Origin of the sequence: Halegenticoccus tardaugens, assembly GCF_004116405.1 — an archaeon.
Lineage (GTDB): Archaea > Halobacteriota > Halobacteria > Halobacteriales > Haloferacaceae > Halegenticoccus > Halegenticoccus tardaugens.
This window is the reverse complement of sequence record NZ_SDIC01000004.1, coordinates 30839-55979: the sequence shown is the minus strand read 5'-3', so window position 1 is coordinate 55979 and position 25141 is coordinate 30839. Positions and strand designations below refer to the sequence as shown.

The following is a 25141-nucleotide window of genomic DNA, read 5'->3' as shown; positions in this document are numbered from 1 at the left end:
ACAGCGCCGCCCGGTTCTCACACACGTTCGACGCTCGGCCCACAGGCCAACCGTTTCTATCGGCATCTTTATGGAGTATCGTGTGTATCATACTTGTGTGGCAACGCGCAAGAACATCACCGTCCGGGACGACCAAGAGGAGTGGATTCAGGAGAACCACCTGAACCTCTCCCGATTCGTCCAAGACAAGTTGGACGAACTCATCGAAGAACGCTCGTAGATGAACTACAACTACAGGTATCGACTCCGACCGTCCGACGTTCTCGAAGAACAGTTAGCGTGGACTGTCGATACCTGTAGACAGGTCTACAACCACTTCCTCCACCGACTCAACCGCACCGACGACACGTCGGCATACAGCGAGCAGAAGCTCCTGCCGAGCCTCAAGAAGTGGTGGAACGACCTGAAAGGCGTTCACTCGAAGGTTCTTCAGAAAGTCGTTCAGCGGTTGTACGACAATCTCTCGACGCTTCGCGGTCGCAAAGAGAACGGCTACCGCGTCGGCACCCTCAAGTGGAAAGCACCGGGCGAGTACCGCAGTTTCACCTACAGTCAATCCGGCTTCAAGCTCAAGAACACGAGCGGTCGGACGCGGCTGTGGCTCTCGAAACTCGGAGAAATCCCGCTCACTCTCCACCGTGAGTTGCCCGACGACACCGAAATCAAGACTGTCACCGTCAAACAGGAACCCACCGGGAAGTGGTACGCTATCCTCGGTGTCGAAACACCCGACGACCCGCCGGAGAAACCCGAGAATCCCGAGAAGTGCGTCGGTGTCGACGTGGGGATTCTCAAGTACGCCCACGACACCGACGGAACCGCCGTCGAATCCTTCGACCTGTCCGACGAGCGCGAGCGGTTGGAACGCGCACAGCGCGACCTCTCGCGGAAAGAACACGGGTCTGCGAATTGGGAGGAACAGCGCCGCGTCGTGGCCGAACGCCACGCGGAGTTGAAGAACAAGCGCTGCGACTTCCTTCACAAGCTCTCGAACTACTACGCTCGGGAGTACGACTTCGTAGCGGTTGAGGACTTGGACGCGAAGGGGTTGGTCGAACTACCGGGTAACTCTCGGAACCGCGCAGGCGCGGCGTGGGGAACGTTCCTTCGGATGCTCGAATACAAGTGCGAACGGGAAGGAACGCACTTCGTTGCCGTGAATCCGCGTGGAACGACCAAAGAGTGTGCGTCCTGCGGTGTTTCGACGGAGAAGCCGCTGTGGGTGCGCGAACACTCCTGTCCGGTGTGTGGGTTCGAGGTGGATAGAGACGCGAATGCCGCGTGGAACATTCTTTCTCGCGGTATCAAGAAGCGGTTAGGAGCGGGACGCTCCGAATCAACGCCTGTGGAGACTGCGCTCCCTGTGTCTTCCGTTGTGGATGCAAAGCGCGTCGTGGAAACAGGAAGCCCCACCCTCAAGCGCGAGCCGTCAGGCGAGCGGTAGGGTGGGGTAGTTCACCGATCGAATGATCGAACGCTGTGAGGAGTTTCTGGACTCCTAGTCCGTCCCCGCCCGGATATCCGGACAGATATATCACTAGATATACGTCTGGAGCGCCGCGAGAGCGCCACGGACGCATCGGAAGTGCGACGACGTCGTCGCCGACGGATCCATCGGCGGCCGCGGTCGTTCGGTCGCGTCGTCGCTCCTACGACCGCCCGGCCGCCTCTCCCGCGTGGGCCTCGATCGCGTCGACGACCACGTCGAGGCCGGTCTCGGCCTGTTCGCGGGTCATGACGAGCGGCGGGAGAAGCCTGAGGACGTTCCCGTAGCGCCCGGCGCTCCACACGAGCACGCCGCGGTTGTAGCAGTACTCGCGGATCTCGTTCACGGCGGCCTCGTCGGGTCGGCCTTCGTCGTCGACGAACTCCGCGCCGATGAAGAGGCCCATCCCGCGGACCTCCGCGAGGGACGGCGACGCCTCCGCAGCCTCGCGGAGTCGCCCCCGGATGTACTCGCCGAGGTCGACCGCGTGGTCGAGGAGGTCGTGCTCCTGGACGTACTCGATCGCGCGGACGCCGCCGCGCATCGCGGGGACGTTCCCCCTGAACGTGCCGATGTGGCCGCCGGGCCCCCACGTGTCGAGGTCCTCGTGGTACATGAGCGCGCCGAGCGGCAACCCGGCCCCGCCGGCCCCCTTCGCCATCGGAATGGCGTCGGGCGTCACGTCGAACCACTCCGAGGCGAACCACTTGCCCGTGCGGCCGAAGCCGGCCTGAATCTCGTCGACGATCAGCGGGATGCCGTTGTCCTCGGCGATCTCCTTCAGTCCCGGGAGGAACCCCTCCGGCGGGACGACGACGCCCCCCTCGCCCTGGATCGGCTCGACCCAGATGCCGGCGGGGTTCGTCAGGCCGCCGTAGGGGTCCTCGACGGTGGCGCGAACCTCGTCGAGGATGCGCCCGCAGGCGTCGCCGTCGTCCCACAGCGGGTACGGGTAGGGGGCGTGGACGACGTCGGGGAGCAGCGGCGTGTACGCCTCCTTGTACTTCTTCCCGCTCGTGAGGCTGAGCGCGCCCGACGTCGCGCCGTGGTACGAGCCCTTGAACGCGATCAGCCCGCGACCGTCGGTGTTGTACTTCGCGAGTTTGATCGACGCCTCGATGGCGTCGCTGCCGCTCGGCCCGCCGAACACGACGCGGTTTCGCCCCCCGAGACCGCCCGGCGCGATCTCGTCGAGCTTCTCGATGAACTCGATCCGCGCCTCGGTCGGGAAGTCGATCGTGTGGACGAGCCGCTCGGTCTGCTCCGTGACCGCCTCCAGCACGTACGGGTTGGAGTGGCCGACGTTGAGCACGCCGATCCCGGCGAAGAAGTCGAGAAAGCAGTTGCCGTCGACGTCCCGGATGGTGGCACCCTTCGCCTCGTCGAGGGCGATCGGCACGCTCCGCGGGTACGCGACCGCACCGCTGTCGATCTCGCGCTGGCGGCGGAGCAGCTTCTGGGAGTTCGGCCCGGGGATCGGCGTCTCCACGCGGGGCGCGTCCTCGAAGTGGAGGTCCGCTATCGGTGGACTTCCGGACATGGCTTAGCTACTCCCGTGAGGGATCATATAGTTTGTCATGCGTTCAATAGAGTCCGAAGTTGTGAGATAGTATCCAAGATACGTGGGCGAAGGGGCACGTCGTGCTGAAAAGTTGCGACGATCCGGTTAGCTCGCGACCCCTCGCTACCCCATCGATCCCGCGGAGCGCGTCACTCGACCGGCCAGCGTTCGGCGTGGGCCTCCGCCGCGGCGTCGATCCACGTTTTCGCGTGCTCGACGGGTTCGTCGAGCCAGTCGAACGGGTCGCCCGTTCCGTACCGGTCGAGGTCGACGGTCGTTCCGAGAACCCCTTCCAGCACGCCGAGCGTCGCGAAGGAGAGGTGGGACGGCTGGTACCCGCCCTCCTGGACGAGGGCGAAGCGGCCGTCCGCCGCGTCGTCGGCGAGCGCCCTCGTTCGCTCCCCGAGCCGTCGGAATCCGGGTCGAGTCACGAGGTTTCGCCCGTTCGGATCGACGACGCCCGCGTCCTGTCCGGCGCTCACGAGCAGCAGATCCGGGTCGTACGCCCGGACGATCGGCTCGACGAGCCGTTCGAAGGCGTACTCGTAGCCCCGATCGCCGGTGCCGATCGCGAGCGGGACGTTGACCGTGTACCCGGCTCCCGCGCCCGATCCCACCTCGTCGAGCGACCCTTCCTGCGGGTGGTACGTCGGGTGCCACGAGCCGTGGTCGTGGTGGAGGCTCACCACGAGCGCGTCGTCGCGGTCGTCGAATATCTCCTGGGTGCCGTTGCAGTGGTGGACGTCCCAGTCGACGATCGCCACCCGGTCGACCGCCCCTTCTTCGAGCGCCGCCGCGGCGGCGATCGCCACGTTGTTGAAAAAGCAGAACCCGTCGGCGCGATCCGACTGCGCGTGGTGGCCGCTCGGCCGCGCGAGCGCGTAGGGGATCGCCTCCTCGCCGTCGGCCCCGTCGACGTCGAGCGCGGCCCGCGCGGCGGCGAGGGCGGTGCCGGCGGCGTACCGGGCGGCCTCGAACGTCGCACGGTTCGCGCCCGTGGTGGTGTCCTCGATCCTGCCGCCGCCCTTTGCGCAGAACTCCTCCAGCCACGAGACGTACGACGGGTCGTGGACGCGCTCGATTCGGTCGCGCGGGGCGGGTTCGACGGGGACGAACCGCGAGCGGTCGTCGAAAGCGTGTTCGACCGTCCGCACGATGTTCTCGATCCGTTCGGGCCGGTCGGGGTGCGGTTCGTCGCCGGCGATCGGCGTCGACGCCAGCTTGAACGCCCCCGCGGGCGCTTCGTGCCGGAGCGTCTCCTCGTGCCAGTACACGTCCAGCGCTCGGTCGGCGGCCATCTCGGCGCTCACCGCCCTCCGCCGCGTCGGCGCTCCCGATTCGGTTCCCGTGCGCGCCGTCGAACGCGACGGAGCGATACGGTGGTGCTACAGGTTGCCATGCCGATCGAACAGACAGCGTCCGCATTAACCTTTCGCGCCGGTTCGGCCGCCCGAGCGGATATAAGTCGGGCCGCCCCGTCCGCACGGATCGATGATCGAGATCGATCCGGAGCGCCTCCGGGAGGCGTTCGACCGGTACGCGGCGATCGGAGCGACGGAAAACGGCGGGTTACACCGGCTCGCGCTGTCGGCGGCGGACGGCGAAGTCAGGGACGCCTTCGTGGCCGACCTCGAAGCCCTCGGCCTCGACGTGCGCGTGGACGGGCTCGGAAACGTCTTCGGGCGGCGGGAAGGAAGGGACTCCGGCGCGGACCCCGTGCTGATCGGCTCGCACCTCGATTCGCAGCCCTACGGCGGCCGGTACGACGGCCAGCTGGGCGTGCTCGCGGCGCTCGAAACGCTGCGCGCACTGGAGGACGCGAGCGTCGAGACGGACCGGCCGATCGAGATCGTCGACTGGACGAACGAGGAGGGCGCGCGGTTCAAGCCGGCGCTCATGGGCAGCGAGGCGTACGCCGGCCTCGCCGACGCCGAGGACGCGCTCGCGGTCGAGGACGGGGACGGAACGACCGTCGAGGAGGCGCTCGAATCGATCGGTTACCGCGGCGACGCCCCGGTCGGCCCGGACGGCGACCTGCACGCGTACCTGGAGCTGCACGTCGAGCAGGGACCGGTTCTGGAGAACGAGGGGGTCGACATCGGCGTCGTCGAAGGGATCAAGGGGATGTCGTGGCTCTCGGCGACGATCCGCGGCGAGGCCGACCACGCGGGGCCGTCGCCGATGCACACGAGAGCGGACGCGCTCGTCGCCGCCGCGGACGTGGTGGGGGCGGTTCGGCGGCTCTCCGCCCGCCTCGCCGACGACGCGGTCACGACCGTCGGGGAGCTGACCGTCGAGCCGGGGTCGATCAACGTCATCCCCTCGGCGGCGACGTTCACCGTCGACCTGCGGTCGTACGACGACGCGGCCGTCGCCAGAGGCGTCGAGCGCGTCGAGGCCGAACTGGAGGCGGCGTGCGACCGCGAGGGGACGACGTACGAACTCTCCGAACTGTGGCGGATCCCGCACACCGAGTTCTCCCCGCGGGTCTGCGACGTCGCGGCGGCGGCCGCGGCGGAGCGCGGTCGAACCGTCCGTCGGCTCCGCGGCGGGGCGGGCCACGACGCCTCGTCGCTCGCGACCCTCACGGAAGCGGGTCTCGTCTTCGTCCCGAGCGTCGGCGGGAAGACGCACAACGAGCGCGAGTTCACCGAGTGGACCGACGTCGTCGCCGGCGTCGGGGTGTTCGCGGAGACCGTCCGTCGGCTCGCGGACGAGGCGAGCGAGTCGGCCTGATCGCGGTCGTCCCGCGGTCGGGCCGCGCACCTTCGGGTGCGGCCGGTCGATCCTGCGCAACCTATTTGCGTCGAACGCGCACCACTCTCTAGCATGGTCACGGTGGACGTGAACTGCGACATGGGCGAGAGCTTCGGCAACTGGACGATGGGCCGCGACGCGGCGGTCATGCCGTACGTCACCTCGGCGAACGTCGCCGGCGGGTACCACGCCGGCGACCCGCACGTGATGCGCGAGACGGTCGCGCTCGCGGTCGAACACGACGTGGGTATCGGCGTACACCCCGGATTGCCGGACAAGATGGGGTTCGGGCGGCGGAAGATGGACGCCTCGCCCGAGGAGGTGAGAGACTACGTGATCTACCAGCTCGGCGCGCTCTCGGCGTTCGCGGAGGCGCAGGGTGCGAGGGTGCAACACGTGAAGCCGCACGGGGCGATGTACTCGATGCTGTCGGAGAGCCCGGAGCACGCGCGGGCGGTCATGGAGGGGATCCTCGCGGTCGACCCCGACCTGATCTACCTCGCGACGGACATGCACATCTACGAGGTCGCGCGGGAGTTCGACGACCTCCGCGCCGTGTTCGAGGGGTACGTCGATCTCCGGTACAACCCCGACCGGAGCCTCATCGTCGAGCAGCAGATGGAGCCGAAGGATCCCGAACGGGTCGCAGAGCGATTCGTCAGCATCGCCACCGAGGGGACGGTCGAGGCGGCGAACGGCGAGACGATCGAGGTTCCGGCCGAGAGCGTCTGCATCCACGGCGACGGGCCGAACGCGGTCGAACTGCTCGAGGCGATCCACGAGGCGCGCGCCGAACACGGCGTCGACCTCGCGCCGCTTTCCGAGATCGCGTAGGCGGTCGCGGCCGGACGATCAATCGTTTTATTCCCCCCGCCGAAACGAGGCGGTATGGACGAACGCGACATCGAGATCCTCAAGGCGATGTACGAACTCGGCGATCCGAGCCCGAAGCGGATCGAAGCGGAGACGGGGATCCCGAAGTCCACCGTGCACTACCGGCTGACCAAACTCCAGGACGCCGGCGTTCTCGAAAACGACCTGTACGAACTCGACGCCGAGAAGTTCGGCCTCGGGATCACGGTCGTCACGGAGGTGATGGCCGAGTACGAGGAGGGGTACCACGAGATCGTCGGCTCGAAGCTCAGCGAGATCGAGGGCGTCTGCGACGTGTTCTTCACGATGGGGGACACCGATTTCATCCTCGTCTCCCGACTCGCCGACCATCGGGGGGTCGAGTCGCTCATCGAGGCGTTCGAGACCATAGACGAGGTCGAACGGACGAGTTCGCGGTACGTGATCACGACGATCAAGGAGGAGCCGAACCCCCTGCGGACGTACTCGCTCGACTCGCTGTTGGAACTCCACGCGCGGCAGGACGAGTGAACGGCGGGTGAGCGTTGAACGGGAGAGTGGGCGTTGGAGGAGGGATGAGCGCTGAACGAGGGGCGAGCGGGCGACGGACGGCTCAGTCCTCGGACTCGTCGAACGTCAGGTCGAGCGAGTCCTCCACGAACCGGGTCGTGTGCTCGCCGGCGAGGAAGCGTTCGTCCGAGAGGACCCGCTCGTGGAACGGGATCGTGGTCGGGATGCCGTCGATCTCGCACTCGCGAAGGGCGCGCTTCGACCGGGCGACGGCCTCGGTCCGGGTCTGCCCCGCGACGACGACCTTCCCCACCATCGAGTCGTAGAAGGGGCCGACCTCGTCGCCCTGATCGATGCCGTCGTCGACGCGGACGCCGATTCCGCGCGGCGGACGGTACACGTCGACCGTCCCGGGCCGCGGCGTGAAGTCGTTCGCCGGGTCCTCGGCGTTGATGCGGAACTCGATGGCCGCGCCGACGGGCCGAACGTCCGACTGGCCGAAGTCGATCTCCTTGCCGGCGGCCACCCGGAGCTGCCACTTCACGAGATCGAAGCCGGTGCGCGCCTCCGTCACCGGGTGTTCGACCTGGATCCGGGTGTTCACCTCGAGGAAGTAGAACTCGCCGTCCTGGTAGAGGAACTCGACGGTCCCGGCGTTTTCGTACCCCGCCTCCGCGACGCCGCGGCGAGCGGACTCACAGAGCGCCTCGCGCTCGTCGTCGTCGAGCGCCGGGCTCGGCGCTTCCTCGATGAGCTTCTGCTGTCGGCGCTGGACGGAGCAGTCTCGCTCGCCGAAGTGGCGGACGGTGCCGTGCTCGTCGGCGAGCACCTGCACCTCGACGTGTCGCGGGGCTTCGAGGTACTTCTCCACGTACACGTTCGGGTTATCGAAGTACGCCTCGCCCTCGCGGCGGGCGCTCTCGAACCGCTCGTCGACCGCCGCGGCCCTCTCGACGACGGCGAGCCCCTTCCCGCCCCCGCCGCCGTCGGCCTTGATCGCCACCGGGTAGCCGTGCTCGTCCGCGAATGACCTGACCGCGTCGGGCGATTCGACCGGCTCCGTGGTGCCGGGGACGATCGGGACGCCCGCCCCCCGCATGATCGCACGGGCCTTCGTCTTCTCGCCCAGCGACTCCATCACGTCGCTCGGGGGACCGACCCAGACGGCGTCGCTCCCCTCGATCCGCCGGGCGAACCCGGCGTTCTCCGCCAGGAAGCCGTAGCCGGGGTGAACGGCGTCGACGCCCGCCTCCGCGACGACCTCCAGCAGGCGGTCCTGATCGAGGTAGCTCTTCGAGGGAACCGGCGAGCCGACGTTGTACGCGCGGTCGGCGTGCCGGACGTGCTTTGCCTCCTCGTCCGCGTCGCTGTACACGGCGACCGCCTCGACCCCGAGTTCGCGGCAGGCCTGGACGATCCGGACGGCGATTTCGCCCCTGTTTGCGACGAGTACGCTCTCGAACACGATATCGAGTGGTTGGGTAACCCGTGGCATATACGTTAGGAATTCCTCCCGTCGTTGGACTCGATCCCACCCGTTCGCGGGAATTCGACCGAACCGGATCGACCACCGGCAACTATACGTAGCGTCGTGAGAACCGTGATCACACGACATGACCGAGGGAAGCATCGAACGGATATCGTTGCCGGAGCCACGGTACGAGTTCGGCGGGGACGACTACGTCTTCGTCGAGCTGGACGAGGCCATGAGCTTCGACGCCAACTTCCAGGCGATGGCGATCACCCAGCAGATCGAAGCGCGCGACCTCCCGGGGATCGTCGAGATCTGCCCGGCGAACGCCTCCTACATGCTCCACGTCGATCCGGACGAGATCGACCCGCGGGAGCTGGTCGAGGAGCTGCAGTCGATCGCCGCGGAGACGGACCTGACCGAGTACGAGTGGGACACGCGGATCGTCGACTTCCCGGTCCTCTACGAGGACCCGTGGACGCACGAGACGCTGATGCGCTTTCGCGAAAACCACCAGGACCCCGACGCGACCGACCTCGAATACTCCGCGCGGATCAACGGCTTCGACGGCGTCGAGGAGTTCGTCGCGGCGCACGCCGGCGCGCCGCACATGGTCACGATGGTCGGGTTCGTCCCCGGTCTCCCGTGGTGTTTCCAGATGGTCCCGCGCGACCGGCAGATCGAGGTGCCGAAGTACGTCCAGCCGCGGACCGACACCCCGTCGCGGGCGGTCGGCTTCGGCGGCGCGTTCACCGCCGTCTACCCGGTTCAGGGCGCGGGGGGCTACCAGCTCTACGGGCGGACGCCGCTCGAAGTGCTCGACGTGGAGCAGGAGTTGCCCGACTTCCGGGAGTCGATGGTGTTCCCCGAACCCGGGGACATCCTGAAGTTCCGGCGGATCGACCGCGAGGAGTACGACGCGATCCGCGAGGAGATCGAGGCGGGGACGTACGAGTACCGGACGTCGGAGGTCGCGTTCTCTCCCGAGGCGTTCTTCGAGGACCCGGCGGGGTACAACGAACGGCTCACGGAGGCGTTGTACGCGTGATCACCGTCCGCGAACCCGGCGTGCTCACGACGGTGCAGGACACGGGCCGCTTCGGGCACTACCACATCGGCATGCCCCCGTCGGGGGCCATGGACGGGTACGCCCACGCGGCCGCGAACTACCTCGTCGGCAACGACGCCGACCGCGCCGCGCTGGAGATGACGTACCAGGGCTGCACCCTCGAATTCGGCGACGACGCCGTGATCGCGCTCGCCGGCGCGGAGATGTCGCCGACGATCAACGACGAGCCGGTGGCCACGTGGGAGACCCACGCGGTCGAGGCCGGCGACGTGCTCGCCACGCAGTTCGCCACGAACGGCGCGCGGACGTACCTCGCGGTCGCCGGCGGGATCGACGTCGACCCGCTCATGGGGAGCCGGTCGACGTACACGCTGATCGGCCTCGGCGGGTACGAGGGTCGCGCGCTCGAAGCGGGCGACGAACTCGCCGTCGGCGAGCCGAAAGGCGAGAGCGAGGCGCTCGTCGGCTCGGCCGTCGATCCCGAGCGCGTCCCGGACTACGCGTCGGAATCGCGCATCCGGATCGTGCTCGGGCTCTGCGACTACCGGCTGACGGAGGAGAGCAAGGCCGAACTCTGCGATGCGGAGTGGACCGTGACGCCCGAGGCCGACCGCGTGGGGTACCGACTGGAGGGACCGGACCTCGATTTCGTCCCGCGCGAGCAGCCGTTCGGCGCGGGCACGGACCCCTCGAACGTCGTCGACCTCGGCTACCCGGTCGGCTCGATCCAGGTGCCCCAGCAGCCGATCGTCCTCATGCGCGACGCGGTGACCGGCGGCGGCTACGCGACGGTCGGAACCGTCGTCAGCGCCGACAGGGGCCTCCTCGCGCAGCGGCCAACCCACCAGTCCGTCTACTTCGACGCGGTGACGGTCGACGAGGCGCTCGACGCTCGCGCCGAACGGCGGGAGGCGCTCGACGCGATCAGGTCGTCGCTCGGGTGATCCCGGGATCCGGATTCGTTCGATCGGTCGGTGATCGATCGAACACGCGACGACCAAAGCCTAAATAGTAGGATAGAGTACGACGCGGTGTCCGGCGGCGACCCGAGCGCGCCGCCACTCACGCCACATGTCAGAAGAAACCACCATCACGGCCCCGATGCCCGGGGTGTTCTACCGGCGTCCGAATCCGGACGACGCGTCGTTCGTCGAGGAGGGAGATCGCGTGGAGGCCGGCGACGTCGTCGGCCTGATCGGGGTGATGAAGAACTTCCACGAGATCACGGCCGACGCCCCCGGCGTCGTCCGCGAGATCCTCGTCGGGAACGAGGAAGCCATCGAGGCGGGGCAGGCGCTCGTCAGGATCGACGCCGCGTAGCCGACCTCCCTCGCGGTCGCGCCCGCTCCGAGCGGTGGAACGGCTCGTTTCAGCCGTCGCTCTCCGTTTTACGCCGCGTCCGTCGGCGTTCCGGTCGTCTCCGTCGTCTCCGTCGTCTCGTTCTCCGAGGTTCCGACCGCCGGCGTCGACATTGCGTCCGATCCGTCGCCGGCGCCGTCGGACGTTCCGTCCGCGTCCTCGGACGTACTATCCGCGTCGTCGAGCGTCCCACTCGACCCGTCGGACCCGTCGTTCGCGGTCGTCGACGCGCCGTCCGGCGTCCGCGTCTCGTCCGACGATCGCGTTTCGTCCGACGTCGACGGCGAGTCGGGCGTCGGCGACGTCTGCGTTCGCGTCGAGTCGGGCGTCCGCGTTCCGTCCGGCGTCCCGGTCGTCGGAGTCCCGGTCGTCGGAGTCCCGGTCGTCGGCGTCTCCGTCGACCGCGGCGTTCGGGTCGAATCGGGCGTCGGCGTCGAGTCCGGTCCCTCCGGCGACGACGGATCGTCGGTCGTCGTCCGAGTCGGCGTCCGCGTCGGCGTTCGGGTCGGATCGGGCGTCTCAGTCGCCGTCGATCGCGGCGTCTCGGTCGGCGCGGCCGTCTCGGTCGGCGGCTGGGACGTCGTCTCCTCCGGCGGCGTTTCCGTCGTCGGGGCGTCGGTCGGGGGCGACGGCGTCGAGGGAGGCTCCGTCGTCTCGGAAGCCGTCGTCTCCGACTCCGACGGTGTCTCCGTCGGCGCGGCCGTCTCTGCGGGATCGGTCGCGTCCGTCGTCGACGGTCCCCCCTGCGCCGTCGCGCCGTCGGGGACCGGCGTCGGTCTGCCGCTCGGCGACGAGTCGAGGCCCGCACAGCCGGCGAGGAGGAGGCAGACCGCGACCGCGACGACCGCGAGACGACCGCTCGTGGGCATGGTACTGTGAACAGACGAGCGCGGCAAAACGACTGTGGCCGGGTGGGAACCGACAGAGATTCATAGGGGACCCGGCCGGTCGGCGTCGAGGCGGCGCGGTGCGACCCGCCGACGCGACGCCTCGGATCGAGCGAGCAGATCGCACGATTCGCGATCAGACCGGGCGCGAAACCGCGTTCTGCGGCGTCCCCGGGGACGGTTCGAGCGCGAGTTCGTACCCGTGGATCCGGTCCGGGTCCGCGTCGGGAAAGCGCATCTCCAGTTCGTACCGCTCGCCGGACTCGTACTCGTCGAGGAGGTCGATGTCCGACCCGCCGCCCACGTCGCGTCGGTGACGGAGGGTCGCCCTGACGAGGAGCGGACCGGGCACCCCCTCCGCGTCCGCGACCTCCACGACCGCCCGGACGAAGAGTGTCCCGTCGTCGACGACGGCCGAGTGCTCGACGACCGCGGCCGCGTCGTCGCCGAGGTCGTTCCGCAGCGAACCGTCGAGGGAGAGCTCGCGTGCGGTCGGCTCCGCGGTCGTTTCGGTCGGACCGGGATCCTGGGGCTTCGGTCCGTCGTCCCGCCCGGAGAGGGCCGAGCAGCCGGCCAGTGCGGCGACACCGCCAGCGGCGACGAGCCGGGCGACGAACGCGCGTCGCGTCGCGGTCATGGGAGGGCGAGGGGTCGGTAGTGGTTCGTGACGGGTTCGAGACCGGTCATCTGTGATCGACGGAGAGTGTTCGAGGAACCGATAAGTGCTTTCGGGTGGATGGAACGCCGTCGGCTTCGATCCGCGGCGGCCGTCAGTCGTATCCTGCCGGGCGTCGGAGGGGCGGCATGGTCGGATCGAGGCTCGCCACGGCGCTCGTCGGGGTCGCGCTGAGCCTGCTCGTCAGCTACCTCGCGTGGGCGTACTTCGACACGCTGGCGCTGTTTCTCTTCGTCCCGTTCGTCCCCTTTCTGTTCCGGTCGCGGGCGTCGCCGCGGCCGGTCAAGCGGTGCCCCGCCTGCGGGTACAGCACGTCGAACCCGGAGTTCACCCACTGCCCCCGCGACGGGACCGAGCTCTCGCGCGGGGGCGGCTGAGCGGACGACCCCCTCGGCGGCGGCGGGCGGTCGAGCAGACGCCCCACCGTCGTCGGCACCGACGTGGACGAGGCGGGCTACGGTCGGTTCGCGTCGAGGTCGCCGTCGCGCCGAACCGACCGCTGGATCGCGAGTTCGGCGATGTTGCCGCCGTACTCCGCCGTCCGCTGGACGCTGTCGAGCAGCAGCCCGAAGAAGTGCGCCCGCGGGGCGGACTCGTGGTCGTAGAGGTCGCGGTGGTGGGCGTCGAGATCGTCGACCAGCGCGTCGACCTCGGTGAGCGCGTCGTAGGCGTGCGAGATGTTCGCGCCGGAGAGGACGACGTCGGCCGCGGACTCGACGATCCGCCGCGCGCGGTCGGCCGTCGCCGAGAACGTCCCGGCGAGGTCGTCCGAAGGGGCCTCGGAGCGTTCCCGTGCGAGGGTGGCGATCTTCTCCGCGTGGTCCGCGATGCGTTCGAACTGCCGGGCGACGGCGTAGTACTCGAACAGTTCGGCGCGGTCGTCGCCGAGACGGTCGACCTCCCGGAGGTCGACGAGCGCGCGCCGGTAGTGACGGGTGATCATCGCGAAGAGTTTGTCGGCCTCCTCGTCGCGTTGGGCGACCTGCCGAGCGAGCGCGGGGTCGTCGTCGACGACCGCGCGGACGGCGTCACGGTGCATCGCGAGCATGATGAGTCGGAGTCTGAGTGCGCTCTTTCGGATGGAGACGTTGTCGGCGGTGATGAGGTTCTCCAGGACGAGCTTCGTCTCCGTGGCTTCGAGCACCTCGAAGCCGCTGAACCGGGCGGTGAGTTCTCGAACCGTCCGTCGGCGCTCCGGAGAGTGCCCCGTCGCGTCGACCAGCGTGATGCGATCGTAGCCGACCACGTACATCGCGACGACCGTCTCGCAGAGCGCGTCGACGTCGTGGTCTCGAACGTCGAGCCGGACGGTACGGCGCTCCGCGTCCCGCCGGTCGTCGGATTCGATGAGAAGCGAGCCGTCGCCCTCTGGGTGGAGGTACAGCAGGGACCCGGACTCGATGCCCTGCTCCTGCGCCCAGTGTTTCGGGAGCGAGACGGTGTACGTAGTGCCCCCCGACAGCTGCACCTTGCGCGTCTCCATAGTTGTCACACGCAGGTCGGGGTCGGAGCTTAACCGTTGATATGAGCCGACCGTACTCCTATATACGGGATCGGAGGCGACCCGACCGCTCGCCGCCGAGGCGATCGATCCGGCAGAATCGAGCGCGCCCGACCGAACGCCGAAACTATTGACCGGTACGGACTGTCCGTGGAGTAGCCATATCCCGACCGAGCGCGCAGGGCGGGGCATGATCTGGCACGCACCGACGGACGCCCACCCGGACGGGCGGACGATCACCCTCGCGCGCGTCATCGAGACGATCGACCGGTCGGCCCCGGAGACGAAAGCCGAGGCCGCGGATCGGCTCGGTATCTCACAACACTACCTCTCCGAACTGCTTCAGGAGCTGAAGTCGGAGGGGATCGTTACGAAGGCGTACGTCGTCGACGACGAGCGGGTGTACGACCGCGCCCGGTCGGTGTCTGAGCTGTGGCGACGCGCCGAGCGCGCCGGCGCGCCGGGCCGAAGCGAGCTGTTGGCGCTGCTGCGTCGGCTGGACGAGGTGACGTTCGAGCAGTACCGGGCGGCGCTCGCGACCTTCGAGGGCGACCCACCGGAGGGGACCGCGGACGCGCTCGAACCGCTGTCGAACGAGCGGTACTCGACGGTGCTCGGCGAACTCAAGTCGCTCACGATGACGGTCGACTGGCCGGGCAACCGCGTCGCGGCGGACCTGGCCTCGATCGCCAAAAACCTCGAGATCGTCGGCGACAGGGCCTGCTTCGTGTCGGACGCGATCGAGGTGACGGAGGAGACGCCGACCGGGACGGTCCACGACCGCGTCCGCGACGTCTTCGAAGCCGGCGAGCGAATCCACCGACACTTCTGCGCCGTGCTCTTCGAGTGCGACCTCGCGCGCATCGAGGAGCTGCACGCGGAGGAAAAGCGCGTCCACCGCGACCTCTCGGAGCTGTTCGAGCTCGCGACGGCGTACGATCCCGACACCTACGGCTACCTCGTGACCGTGACCCGCGCGCTCGAACGCGTGATCCACTACTGGGCGAACGCGGCCGAACTCGCCGTTCGGATCCACGCGGGCGTGGACCCGGGTCACGTCGAGATCTGACGGGTCGTCCGGCACGGACACGATGAGAGATCGGCCGACAAAAAGCGCCAACCGCCGTCAGCGACCCATCGCCTCGGTCATCCGGTCGGGGAAGCCGCGGAGGTGGTCGACGAACCCCTGCGACTCTTCGCCACGCAGAGACGCCCTGATTCGCTGACTCACGAACTCGATGAGCAGGATGAGCACGACCGAGACGAGGATCGCGGCCATCATATTCGTGTACTGGAACGTCCGTCGCTGAATGTCGAGGACGAGCCCGAGTCCGCCCGCGCCGATGATCCCGAGCGAGATGGCGATGCGGACGTTGATCTCGAAGACGTACATCGTCCACGCGATGTACTGTCTGACGACCTGGCTCAACATCCCGAAGACGACCGTCTGCTCGCCGCTCGCACCCGTACTCTGGATCCCCTCGATCGGGCCCGTCTCGATCTCCTCCAGCTCGTCCGTGAACAGCCGGCCGAGGTAGCCCATCGTGTCGACGGCGATGGCGAGCGTTCCGGTGAACGGCGTGACGCCACCGAGCGGGATGAAGATGAGCGCCCAGACCAGCGCCGGGATGGCGCGGATGACGCTCATGACCGACCGGAAGACGAAGTTGAACGGGAACGGCGTGACGCGCTCGCTCCCGAGGACGCCGAGGAGCAGCGCCCCGGGCGCGCCGAGCATCGTCCCGAGGAGTCCCATCGAGACGGTCACGATGGAGAGCCGCAGCAGTTCCTCCTCGACGATGAACTCCCAGTACCGCCCGAGGTCGACGAACGGCACGACGCCGAACAGGGTCCCCGGCGGGAAGTACTCGCGGAGCGCCTCGCGGAACTCCGGCCACGAGAGGACGAGTTCGACGACGGAGAAGCCGACGGCGACGTACGAGATCGAAAAGAGCGCGAGCAGGACCAGGGCGACGACGCCTCCCCTGATCCGTCGCTTCCGCCGTCGGCGTCGCAGATCGGCTCGCTTGCGTTCGATCGGCGCGCCGACGCCGGTCGAACCGCCGTCGGTCCGTTCCGCTTTCCGACGAGCCGACGACTCGCTTCGCTCGTCAGCAACACCGTCGGGGCTCATAGCCCACCCCGACCGGACGCCGTTCCGACGCTCCCGTCGGCTTCGAGGACTGGATCGCCGTCGATCCGAACCCGGGTTTCGCTGCCGGGGACGCCGAGGCCGACCGTCTCTACCTCGCCGTACAGCTCGTCGATCACGTCGTACGTCAGCTCGTCGCACCGCCCGTCGAAGACCAGCCGCCCGTCCCGCAGTCCGAGGAAGCGATCGCCGAAGTAGCGGGCGATGTTCACCTGGTGGAGGCTCGCGAGCGTCGCGATGCCGTGCTCGCGCGAGGCCCGCTTCAGGTACGTCATCACGGTTTCGGCGCTCGACGGGTCGAGGCTGGCGACGGGCTCGTCCGCGAGGAGCAGGCCGGGATCCTGGACGAGCGCCCGGGCGATGCCGACGCGTTGCCGCTGGCCGCCGCTCATGTTCGCGACGGGCTGGTGCGCCGCGGCGAGGAGGCCGACGGTGTCGAGCGCCGAGAGCGCCGCGAGTTCGTCGGCCTCGTCGTGCCGCTGCAGGACGCTCTCGGCCAGCGACGTCCGGTGGAGCGCGCCGGTGAGCGCGTTCGAGTAGGCGGTCATCGGCTCGATGAGGTTGTGCCGCTGGAAGATCATCGCCACGTCCGAGCGGGACTTCGAGAGCGGCTCCCCGTCGAGGCGGATTTCCCCCTCCGTCGGCTCCGTGAGGCCGTTCACGCAGCGCAGCAGCGTCGACTTCCCCGCCCCCGACTCGCCGAGGAGCACCGCGAACTCGTCGTCGTCGATCTCGAACGAGACGTCCCGCAGCGCCGTGACGTCGCCGTAGCGCTTCGTCAGGTTCCTCACGGTCAGCGTGCTCATGGGGAGAGCTACTCCTGGGTGAGGTCGATCCCGAGTTCGTCGACGACGTCGATCACCGGCTGGTAGTCCTCCTCGGTGGTGTCCTTCAGGCGTTCGAACGGGATCTCGCCGTCGTAGTCGTCCGGCGTGTACTCGTCCAGGTCGCCCGATTCGAGCGCGAGCAGGCGGTCTCGCATCTCGTCTTTGATCGGCGAGTCCCAGCTCGCGCGCGCGTACACCGGTTGGTTGGGGATCGGTTCGGAGAACGTGACGACGGTGAGCTGTTCGTCCTCCGAACCGGCCTCGTCGACGAACGCGGACTTCTCCTTCACCTCGTCCGTCAGCTGGTCCTCGGGGACGAAACGCATCCCGTTGCCGCCCCAGGTGCAACACGCGTCGGCCTCCTCGTTCAGCACCTGTTCGACGGCGTTCTGGTGGTCCGACCAGTTCCCGTCGAAGTCGGCGCCCTCGTCGCTTCCCGGCGCTTCGCCGATGTCGAGGCCAGCCCGCTTGAGTTCGTACACGGCGTAGAGCGAGCCGCTGGTCGACAGCGGGTCGGCGAACGCCATCGTCTTTCCCTCCATGTCGGCCGGCTCCTCGACGCCGGTGTCGTCCCGGGTGAGCATCATCGAGAAGTAAAACGCCGTCCCGCCGGCGACGGTCGTCCCGAGGACGTCGAGTTCCTCCGGCGCGGAGATCATCGTGATGTCGTCCATCCCGATCTCGGCCTTCTCGCTCTTCAGCGCCGGGAGGATGGCCGAGTAGTCGGTCGGGACGCGGGCTTCGAACTCCGCGCCGTCGACCTCCTCGTTCAGGTAGTTCATCATCGGCTCGTAGTCCTTCTGTACCTCCGAGGGGTTGTCCGGGGTGAGGAGGACCGTGACGGTCTCGCCGCCACCGCCGGTCATCCCGAGCGACTCGGTGCAGCCCGAAAGCGTCGCGACCGCCGCCGCGCCCGCGCCGACGAGGTACCGCCGGCGGCCGATACGTGTCGCATCGCCGGCGGAGCTGCGGTCGGCGTCGGTTCCCGTCGTCGGTCCGTCGGTGGTCGAGATGGCCTCTGTGGGGTGAGACATACAGGTGCCGCCAGGGAGGAACCCCGATTAACCCTTGTCTGGGTAGACTACGGGCGGACGCGCACCACCCTGCGGAGACCTCCGTTCGAGTCGTTCGACCGGTTCCGTCCGGACGCGTCGATTTCGGACCGGGTCAGTCACGGTCCGGTCGGGGGAGTCCGGAGTGGGCCGGAGGCGACTCGTCCAAGAGGTGATCCGCCCCGCCGTCGCGCGCAGGGCTGGAGAGTACCCAGACAGCGCTTATCTCCCCGTTTCCCGACGGTGCGGCCGTGCAAACCGCAACACACGGCGCGCGCGATCGGTCGGATCGGTTCGAACTGATCGCCGCTTGCGAGGGGGAAACGCTCGCCGAGCTCGCGGACGCCGTCCTCGCCGACGGACCCGAGCTCCGCGTGCTCCGGGAGCCGTCGGCGCAACTCGTGATGCAGCGGGTGACGGAGCCCGTCGAGAAGCGGCCGTTCAACCTCGGCGAGGTGCTGGTCACGGCCGCCGAGGTCGAACTCGACGGCGCGAGGGGCTTCGCGATGATCCCCGGAAAGGAGGAGCGCGCGGCCCTCTCCGGCGCGATCGTCGACGCCGCCGTCGCCGCCGGTCACGACTTGACCGACCGGATCGCGGCGGAGCTCCGGGCCGCCGCCGCCGCCAGGGAGCGCCGTCGCCGACGGCGGTGGGCCGAGAGCCGCGCTACGACCGTCGAGTTCGAGACGATGGAGGAGGACGGATGAGAGCGCTCGGGATGGACCCCGTCCGCGACGCGCGCGAGACGTTCCGGGCGCTCGTCGACGCGACGAGTCGACCGGGGACGGTTCGGCGGGTGCCGGTCGCGCCCGCCGACCGGGCGGTCCTGGCGACGCTCGTCGACCACGAGGTGACGTGCTTTACGCCCGACGCCGACGTGCGCGAGGCGCTCGCCGGCGAGGGACGCCTCGCGGACGCGCCGTTCGAGGCGGCGCGCGTCGTCCACGCGCCCGAGTCGACCGACGGCCGCGTCCGCGACGCGAACCGCGGCACCCGAAAGGAACCCTCGGTCGGCGCGACCGTGATTTACCGCGTCGACGCGGTGCGGACCGTTGATGACGAAAACCGTGGAAGCGGCAGGGACGCACGCGACGCCCCGCCCATCCGATCCGCCGACTCGACGCGGGTGACCGTCACCGGCCCGGGCGTTCCCGACGAACGGACGCTCGCCGTCGGCGGGCTCCCGAGGGCGGAGCTCCGGGCCGTCGCCGACGCGCAGTCGGACTACCCGCGGGGGGTCGACGTCGTGTTCGCCGCGGGCGATCGCGTCGCGGCGCTGCCGCGCTCCGTCTCGCTGGAGGTGGCGTAGATGGGCTACGTTGCGGTCAAAGCCGGCGAGGAGGTGATCCGACGCGCCGAGGAACTGTTCGAAAAGCGCCGGATCGAAGCGGGGACGGCCGACGTCGATCCCGACCAGATCGGCGGGCAGCTCGGTCGGCTCACCGCGCAGGTGATGGGCGAGGCCGGCCTGTTCGCCCCGCGGCTCGCCGCGCTCGCGGTGAAGCAGGCGCAGGGCGACGCCGCGGAGGCGACGTTCCTGCTGCGGGCGTACCGGTCGACGCTGGAGCGGTGGGGGAGCGCGGTCCCCGTCGAACCGGCCGAGATGTTCGCCACCCGGCGGGTGTCGCCCGCGTTCAAGGACGTCCCCGGCGGACAGATCCTCGGCGCGACGAAGGACTACACCCAGCGGCTGCTCGACTTCGACCTCGCCGAGGACGACGAGCCGGTGGACCCGACCGCAGACTGGGACGTCGACGAGGAGGAGCCGCGGGCGCTCCGCAACGTGATGGACCTCCTCCGCGAGGAGGGGTTGATCGGAGGGCCGGACGCGACGGACGGAGAGTCGAACGCGACGGACGGCGAACGAAACGCGGCGGACGACGGGGCGAGCGCCGCCGAGCCCTTCGACTCGACGCGGGAGCCGGTGCTCTTTCCGGCCCCGCGGTCCGCGGTGTTACAGGAACTCGCGCGGGGCGAGACGGGCGCGGTCACGGCGCTCGGCTACAGCGCGCTCCGGGGCTACGGACGGGTGCACCCGACGCTCGCGGAGGTCCGAACCGGCGAGCTGCCGGTCCGGATCGAGCACCCGTACACCGGCGACCCGGTCGAGGTGGCGAGCGTCGAGGTAACGGAGTGCGAGGGCGTCGTTCCGGCGTACGAGACGCGCGACGAGCCGCGGTTCGCCTTCGGGTACGGGCTCGTCTTCGGCCGCAACGAGCGGAAGGCGATCGGGATGACGATGCTCGACGCCTCGATCCAGCTCGGCGGCGACGAACCCGCCGAGGACGCCGAGTTCGTGCTCGACGTGATCGACGGGGTCGACTCGTTCGGCTTCGTCGAGCACCTGAAGCTCCCCCACTACGTGACCTTCGGCAGCATCCTCGACCGCATCCGCTCGATCAGGGAGCGAAAGCGGGAGCGGGGAGCGGACGCCGGCGGCGCACCGGCGGAGGCGAGCGCGGATGACTGAGGTCGGCCCCGACGGGCGGCTGGACGCGGCGTCGGTCGACGACGCGCTCGCCGCCTTCGAATCCGAGGGGCTCGACGGGTACAACGAGGCGTACCTCGACGAGCACACGAAGCGCGAGGTTCGCCGCGCGATACTCAAGGCGATCGCGATCCCCGGCCACCAGGTGCCGTTCGCCTCGCGCGAGATGCCGCTCGCGCGCGGCTGGGGGACGGGCGGCATTCAGGCGTCGCTCTCGCTTCTCGGCCCCGACGACGTCTTCAAGGTGATCGATCAGGGCAGCGACGAGAGCGTGAACGCCGCGAACATCCGCCGGCTGGCTCGGACCACGGCGAGGGTCGAGACGACGACCGACACGACGGCGGCCACGGTGATCCAGACCCGCCACCGCATCCCCGAGGAGGTCGTGACGGACGAGCAGGTGCTCGTCCTGCAGGTGCCCGTCACCGACGCCCTCCGGCGGGTCGACGGCAGCGACGACCGCAACCGGCGGCGGCACGCCCACGGCGACTACAGCAAGATGTGGGTCGCGCTGTACGAGAACGTCGTCGAGTGGGGCGAGATCGACATCGCGGCGCGCTACCCCGTGATGGTGAACGGTCGCTACCTGATGGACCCCTCGCCCGTGCCGCGGTGGGACGTGCCGAAGCTCGACGACGCGGACACGCTGTTCCTGTTCGCCGCGGGGCGGGAGGCGCGAATCTACGCGGTTCCGCCGCACACGGCCGTCGAACCGCTCGCGTTCGAGGACAGGCCGTTCCGGGTCGAGCGGTTCCCGGCGGACGGCTGCGCCGAATGCGGGAGCGCGGACACGTACCTCACCGAGATCGAGACGGACGCGGGCGAGCGGCGGTTCGTCTGCAACGACGAGAGCTTCTGCGAGAAACGGTCCCGCGACCCCGACCTGCCGAAGGATCACCACCTCGACCGGTCCGGGGTCGCGTGGGGGCCGGGGACGACGGACGGGGGTGGGCCGACGTGACGGTCCTCGGCGCGCGCGGCGTCGGGCGGATCTACGGCGAGGGCTGCCCGTCGTGCGTCGATCGAACCGGCGACCGCGCGGGTGACAACCGGTGTCCGGTCTGCGGCAGCGTCGTCGGCTGCGCCGAAGTCGACCTCGCGGTCCACGAGGGCGAGGTGCTCGGCGTCGTCGGCGAGAGCGGATCCGGTAAATCGAGCCTCGCGGAGATCCTCGCGCTCGACCTCGCGGCGACCTTCGGTGTGGTCGAGCACGTCGGTTACGACGGCAACGTACTGGAGGCGAACTACGAGGAGCGCTTCGCGCTCCGGAACCGCCACGTCGGGATGGTCCACCAGCGCGTCCGCGACGGGCTGAACCTCGACTTCTCCGGCGGCGGTAACGTCGCGGAGAAGCTGCTCGCCGCCGGCTGGCGCGACTACGGCGAGATACGCGAGCGGGTCCGCGAGCTGTTCGCGGAGACGGAGATCCCGGTCGACCGGATGGACGACCCGACGCGCACCTACAGCGGCGGCATGCAGCGCCGGGTGCAGATCGCGAAGGCGATCGCCAACGACCCTGCGCTCGTCATCCTCGACGAGCCGACGACCGGCCTCGACGTGAGCGTGCAGGCGCGCGTGCTGGACGCGTTCAGGCGCATCCAGCGCGAGAAGGGGATCGCGACGATCGTCGTCTCGCACGACCTCGGCGTCATCCGCCTGCTCGCGGACCGGACGCTCGTCATGCGACACGGCCGCGTCGTCGAGTCGGGGCTGACCGACCGCATCCTGGAGGACCCGCACCACGAGTACACCCAGACGCTCATCAACTCGGTGATCTGAAATGCTCCTGTCAGTACGAAACCTCACGAAGCGGTTCGAACTCCACGCGGCCGGCGGTACGCGCGTCGTCGGCCTCGACGGCGTCGACCTCGACATCCGCGAGGGCGAGTTCCTCGCGGTCGTCGGCGAGAGCGGGAGCGGCAAGTCGTCGCTCCTCAAGTGCATCTACCGGACGTACGACCCGACCGCGGGGTCGGTCCGATTCGCGCACGACGGCGGATCGGTCGACCTCGCGACCTGCTCCGAGCGGGAGGTGCTCGCCCTCCGCGGCGGAGAGATCGGCTACGCCTCGCAGTTCCTCCACGAGATCCCCCGGGTGCCGGCCGTCGACGTGGTCGCCCGCCCGCTGCGCGAGGGAGGAGCGCCGCGCGAGGCGGCCCGCGAGCGCGCGCACGACCTGCTCCGGCGGCTTCGACTCCCGGAAGAGCTGTTCGAGGCCTACCCGGCGACGTTCAGCGGCGGCGAGCGCCAGCGGGTGAACCTCGCCCGCGCCGTCGGCCCCCGCCCGCGGCTGCTCCTGCTCGACGAGCCGACGAGCGCGCTCGATCCCGAGACGCGGGCGGCCGCGCTCGACCTCCTCGACTCGTACCTCGACGAGGGGACCGCGATCGTCGGCGTCTTCCACGACCGCGCGGTCGTCGCGCGGATCGCGGACCGCGTGGCCGAACTTCGCGATGCGCGGGTGGATCGCGTCGTCCCGGTCGAGGAGTACCGCGAGGAGGTGGTCGCGTGAGCGAAGCGCGGACGCCGGACGCCCGGACCGACGTCCTCTGCGTCGAAAACGCGCGGATCGTCGCGCCGGAGGCGGTCGTCGAGGGACACGTCCTGATCGAAGGGGAGCGAATCGCCGCGGTCGCGGAGGGATCGCCCCCCGCGAGCGTCCGCTCGCGGCTCGACGCCGACGGCAAGTTCCTGCTCCCCGGCCTCGTCGACTTACACGGCGACGACGTCGAGTCGCACCTCTACCCGCGGAGCGGCGCGCGAGTCGGAACGCCGATGGCGCTCGCCGCGGCCGACCGGGCGAACGTCGCCGCGGGGGTGACGACGAAGTTCCACGCCGTCGCCTTCGAGGACTCCCCGGAGAAGGACCGTTCGACTGACCTCGCGACGGAGCTGGTCGACGCGATCGCCTCGACCGGTTCGCTTCTCGGCGACCACTTCGTCCACGCCCGGTGCGAACTGACGGAGCGCGAGAGCGTCGTCGCCGTCGAGCGCATCCTCGAACGGCGGGCGGCCGACCTCGTCTCGCTGATGTGCCACGTTCCCGGGAAGGGGCAGTTCCGCGATCGCGATCGGTTCCTGCGGTGGTACGTCGATCACGCCGGGCTGAGCCGCGAGGCGGCCGCGGAGATCCTCGACGAGCGGGCGGCCCTGAGCGACGGAGCGCTCTCCGACCGGATCGCGCGGATCGTCGCCGCCGCCCGGGAGGCCGGCGTGGCGGTCGCCTCCCACGACGACGAGACGCCGGTCGAGGTCGAACGGCTCGACGGCCGCGGAGTCGGGATCAGCGAGTACCCGGTCACCATCGAGGCCGCGCGCCGGGCGCACGAACTCGGACTGACGACGGCGATGGGCGCGCCCAACCTCGTCCGCGGCGGCAGCAACTGGGGTAACCTCAGCACGGCCGAGGCCATCGCCGAGGGGGTCGTCGACGCGCTCTGTGCGGACTACCACCCGCCGTCGCTGCTCGCCGCGCCGTTCGTCGAGACGGGCGAACCGCTCCCGACGCGCGTTGCGCGGGTGACGAAGAACCCGGCGCAGGCGGTCGGGCTGACGGATCGGGGGCAGATCGAACCGGGGGCACGCGCGGACCTCGTCGTGGTCGATCCCGAGCCGACGCCCGTCGTCGAACGCGCCGTCGTGGCCGGACGCGAGGTGTACCGCGCGGTCGGCGGGTGCGGGACCGTCGACCGCGGGCCCGAAGCCCCTCGAACGGAGGGCGACCGATGACGGTCGGCGCGGCGGTGGACGTCCGGTTCGACGTGCGGATCGAACCGTTCCTCGACTACGTCACGGATCTCGGGCTCGACCACGTCGAACTCAAGCGCGAGTACCTCCACGGGCACCCCGAGACGCCGTCGCCGGCGCGGGTGGGCGAGCTCGCCGAAACGTTCGGCGTCACCGTCACCTACCACGCGCCGTTTCGCGACTGGAACCTCGGGAGCTTCAACGACGCCTCCCGGGCCGCGAGCGTCGAGCAGGTCGTGCGGACGCTCGACGACGCCGCGGCGGCGGGCGCGGGTGCCGTCGTCGTCCACGGGGGGTCGGTTCCCCGTCGGTACCCCGACTACGTCCGACGAAAAGCGCGCGAGAACGCCCGTCGATCGCTCGCGGAGTGCGCCGCGCACGCGGCCGACGTGGGCGTGCCGCTCTGTCTCGAAAACCAGCCCCGTTCGGACGAGAAGGAACGGCACACGACGAGTCCGGACGACCTCGCGGCGACGCTCGACGCGGTCGACGCCGGCCCGGACGCCCTGCGCGTGACGCTCGACGTGGGCCACGCGAAGGTGAACGGTCACGATTGGCGCGCGTTCGCGGAGCGGTTCGGCGACCGGATCGAGGTCGTCCACCTCCACGACAACGACGGCACCGCGGACCAGCACCTGCCGTTTTCGGGCTACGAGGCCGTCTGCGATGCGGTCGGCGCGCCGTACAACGTGCTGGAGATGAAAACGGTTCGGGACGTGGAAACGTGCGTCCTCGGGCGTTGATGG

The 25141-nt window shown here is 69.5% G+C and carries 27 protein-coding genes; 18 read left to right on the top strand and 9 right to left on the bottom strand.

The window, feature by feature from the left end; genetic code table 11:
• The first annotated feature begins 97 nt into the window (after positions 1-97).
• Positions 98-220: a hypothetical protein gene (locus C3L37_RS25320; protein WP_267195316.1), complete on the top strand. Its 123-nt coding sequence runs from the start codon at positions 98-100 to the stop codon at positions 218-220.
• Positions 221-1444: an RNA-guided endonuclease InsQ/TnpB family protein gene (locus C3L37_RS11185; RefSeq protein ID WP_129114702.1), complete on the top strand. Its 1224-nt coding sequence runs from the start codon at positions 221-223 to the stop codon at positions 1442-1444.
• A gap of 205 nt (positions 1445-1649) precedes the next feature.
• On the opposite strand, the gene C3L37_RS11180 is transcribed toward C3L37_RS11185, so the two are convergent.
• Both C3L37_RS11180 and C3L37_RS11175 read right to left on the bottom strand, forming a co-directional pair.
• Positions 1650-3026, bottom strand: a complete 1377-nt coding sequence (locus tag C3L37_RS11180; protein ID WP_129114701.1) for an aspartate aminotransferase family protein — start codon at positions 3024-3026, stop codon at positions 1650-1652.
• A 170-nt stretch (positions 3027-3196) separates the two neighbouring features.
• Positions 3197-4345 carry a class II histone deacetylase gene (locus tag C3L37_RS11175; protein ID WP_129114700.1) on the bottom strand — a complete coding sequence of 383 codons (1149 nt, stop codon included), beginning with the start codon at positions 4343-4345 and terminating at the stop codon, positions 3197-3199.
• A 193-nt stretch (positions 4346-4538) separates the two neighbouring features.
• On the opposite strand from C3L37_RS11175, the gene C3L37_RS11170 reads away from it, so the two are divergent.
• The 3 genes from C3L37_RS11170 (at position 4539) to C3L37_RS11160 (ending at position 7187) form a co-directional block, all read left to right on the top strand.
• On the top strand, positions 4539-5783 hold the full coding sequence (locus C3L37_RS11170) for a Zn-dependent hydrolase (protein ID WP_129114699.1): 1245 nt from the start codon (positions 4539-4541) through the stop codon (positions 5781-5783).
• A gap of 93 nt (positions 5784-5876) precedes the next feature.
• A complete protein-coding gene (locus tag C3L37_RS11165) occupies positions 5877-6638 on the top strand; it encodes a LamB/YcsF family protein (RefSeq protein ID WP_129114698.1) in 762 nt (253 codons plus the stop codon).
• A 54-nt stretch (positions 6639-6692) separates the two neighbouring features.
• Complete coding sequence (locus C3L37_RS11160; protein ID WP_129114697.1) at positions 6693-7187, top strand: Lrp/AsnC family transcriptional regulator; 495 nt, start codon at positions 6693-6695, stop codon at positions 7185-7187.
• 82 nt (positions 7188-7269) lie between these two features.
• Here the strand turns inward: C3L37_RS11160 and C3L37_RS11155 are convergent, their stop codons facing one another.
• Positions 7270-8631 carry an acetyl-CoA carboxylase biotin carboxylase subunit gene (locus C3L37_RS11155; protein WP_129114696.1) on the bottom strand — a complete coding sequence of 454 codons (1362 nt, stop codon included), beginning with the start codon at positions 8629-8631 and terminating at the stop codon, positions 7270-7272.
• A gap of 148 nt (positions 8632-8779) precedes the next feature.
• On the opposite strand from C3L37_RS11155, the gene C3L37_RS11150 reads away from it, so the two are divergent.
• The 3 genes from C3L37_RS11150 (at position 8780) to C3L37_RS11140 (ending at position 11026) form a co-directional block, all read left to right on the top strand.
• Complete coding sequence (locus tag C3L37_RS11150; protein ID WP_129114695.1) at positions 8780-9685, top strand: 5-oxoprolinase subunit B family protein; 906 nt, start codon at positions 8780-8782, stop codon at positions 9683-9685.
• Positions 9682-10650 (top strand): 5-oxoprolinase subunit C family protein, encoded by a 969-nt coding sequence (locus tag C3L37_RS11145; protein ID WP_228546211.1) that lies wholly within the window; start codon positions 9682-9684, stop codon positions 10648-10650. Before C3L37_RS11150 ends, C3L37_RS11145 begins: the two co-directional genes overlap by 4 nt.
• A gap of 127 nt (positions 10651-10777) precedes the next feature.
• A complete protein-coding gene (locus C3L37_RS11140) occupies positions 10778-11026 on the top strand; it encodes an acetyl-CoA carboxylase (protein WP_129114694.1) in 249 nt (82 codons plus the stop codon).
• Positions 11027-11094: 68 nt separating this feature from the next.
• Here C3L37_RS11140 and C3L37_RS11135 read toward each other — a convergent pair whose 3' ends face one another.
• Both C3L37_RS11135 and C3L37_RS11130 read right to left on the bottom strand, forming a co-directional pair.
• Entirely contained in the window at positions 11095-11934 is an 840-nt protein-coding gene (locus C3L37_RS11135) for a hypothetical protein (protein WP_129114693.1), read from the bottom strand.
• A 154-nt stretch (positions 11935-12088) separates the two neighbouring features.
• On the bottom strand, positions 12089-12589 hold the full coding sequence (locus tag C3L37_RS11130; RefSeq protein ID WP_129114692.1) for a hypothetical protein: 501 nt from the start codon (positions 12587-12589) through the stop codon (positions 12089-12091).
• Positions 12590-12756: 167 nt separating this feature from the next.
• On the opposite strand from C3L37_RS11130, the gene C3L37_RS11125 reads away from it, so the two are divergent.
• Complete coding sequence (locus tag C3L37_RS11125) at positions 12757-13005, top strand: hypothetical protein (RefSeq protein ID WP_129114691.1); 249 nt, start codon at positions 12757-12759, stop codon at positions 13003-13005.
• Between the two features lie 77 nt (positions 13006-13082).
• Here the strand turns inward: C3L37_RS11125 and C3L37_RS11120 are convergent, their stop codons facing one another.
• Complete coding sequence (locus tag C3L37_RS11120) at positions 13083-14111, bottom strand: phosphate uptake regulator PhoU (protein ID WP_129114690.1); 1029 nt, start codon at positions 14109-14111, stop codon at positions 13083-13085.
• Positions 14112-14319: 208 nt separating this feature from the next.
• On the opposite strand from C3L37_RS11120, the gene C3L37_RS11115 reads away from it, so the two are divergent.
• The gene (locus tag C3L37_RS11115; protein ID WP_129114689.1) at positions 14320-15198 is read left to right on the top strand and encodes a MarR family transcriptional regulator; all 879 of its coding nucleotides are present in this window, start codon (positions 14320-14322) and stop codon (positions 15196-15198) included.
• 57 nt (positions 15199-15255) lie between these two features.
• On the opposite strand, the gene phnE is transcribed toward C3L37_RS11115, so the two are convergent.
• The 3 genes from phnE to C3L37_RS11100 are packed head-to-tail and all read right to left on the bottom strand — an operon-like array spanning position 15256 to position 18142.
• Positions 15256-16263, bottom strand: a complete 1008-nt coding sequence (phnE, locus tag C3L37_RS11110) for a phosphonate ABC transporter, permease protein PhnE (RefSeq protein WP_129114688.1) — start codon at positions 16261-16263, stop codon at positions 15256-15258.
• Entirely contained in the window at positions 16260-17087 is an 828-nt protein-coding gene (locus tag C3L37_RS11105) for a phosphonate ABC transporter ATP-binding protein (RefSeq protein ID WP_129114687.1), read from the bottom strand. The genes phnE and C3L37_RS11105 overlap by 4 nt, the downstream gene beginning before the upstream one ends.
• Before the next feature lie 8 nt (positions 17088-17095).
• Positions 17096-18142 (bottom strand): PhnD/SsuA/transferrin family substrate-binding protein, encoded by a 1047-nt coding sequence (locus tag C3L37_RS11100; RefSeq protein WP_228546210.1) that lies wholly within the window; start codon positions 18140-18142, stop codon positions 17096-17098.
• A gap of 269 nt (positions 18143-18411) precedes the next feature.
• On the opposite strand from C3L37_RS11100, the gene phnG reads away from it, so the two are divergent.
• The 8 genes from phnG to C3L37_RS11060 are packed head-to-tail and all read left to right on the top strand — an operon-like array spanning position 18412 to position 25138.
• Positions 18412-18867 (top strand): phosphonate C-P lyase system protein PhnG, encoded by a 456-nt coding sequence (gene phnG, locus C3L37_RS11095; protein ID WP_129114686.1) that lies wholly within the window; start codon positions 18412-18414, stop codon positions 18865-18867.
• Complete coding sequence (gene phnH, locus C3L37_RS11090) at positions 18864-19469, top strand: phosphonate C-P lyase system protein PhnH (protein ID WP_129114685.1); 606 nt, start codon at positions 18864-18866, stop codon at positions 19467-19469. Before phnG ends, phnH begins: the two co-directional genes overlap by 4 nt.
• Positions 19470-20630 carry a carbon-phosphorus lyase complex subunit PhnI gene (locus tag C3L37_RS11085; RefSeq protein WP_129114684.1) on the top strand — a complete coding sequence of 387 codons (1161 nt, stop codon included), beginning with the start codon at positions 19470-19472 and terminating at the stop codon, positions 20628-20630.
• Positions 20623-21609 (top strand): alpha-D-ribose 1-methylphosphonate 5-phosphate C-P-lyase PhnJ, encoded by a 987-nt coding sequence (locus tag C3L37_RS11080; protein WP_129114683.1) that lies wholly within the window; start codon positions 20623-20625, stop codon positions 21607-21609. Before C3L37_RS11085 ends, C3L37_RS11080 begins: the two co-directional genes overlap by 8 nt.
• On the top strand, positions 21570-22427 hold the full coding sequence (locus tag C3L37_RS11075) for an ATP-binding cassette domain-containing protein (RefSeq protein ID WP_228546209.1): 858 nt from the start codon (positions 21570-21572) through the stop codon (positions 22425-22427). The genes C3L37_RS11080 and C3L37_RS11075 overlap by 40 nt, the downstream gene beginning before the upstream one ends.
• A gap of 1 nt (position 22428) precedes the next feature.
• Positions 22429-23160: a phosphonate C-P lyase system protein PhnL gene (locus tag C3L37_RS11070; RefSeq protein WP_129114682.1), complete on the top strand. Its 732-nt coding sequence runs from the start codon at positions 22429-22431 to the stop codon at positions 23158-23160.
• On the top strand, positions 23157-24377 hold the full coding sequence (locus C3L37_RS11065; protein WP_129114681.1) for an alpha-D-ribose 1-methylphosphonate 5-triphosphate diphosphatase: 1221 nt from the start codon (positions 23157-23159) through the stop codon (positions 24375-24377). The genes C3L37_RS11070 and C3L37_RS11065 overlap by 4 nt, the downstream gene beginning before the upstream one ends.
• Positions 24374-25138, top strand: coding sequence for a sugar phosphate isomerase/epimerase family protein (locus tag C3L37_RS11060; RefSeq protein ID WP_129114680.1), 765 nt, complete (start codon positions 24374-24376; stop codon positions 25136-25138). The genes C3L37_RS11065 and C3L37_RS11060 overlap by 4 nt, the downstream gene beginning before the upstream one ends.
• The last annotated feature ends 3 nt before the right edge of the window (positions 25139-25141 follow it).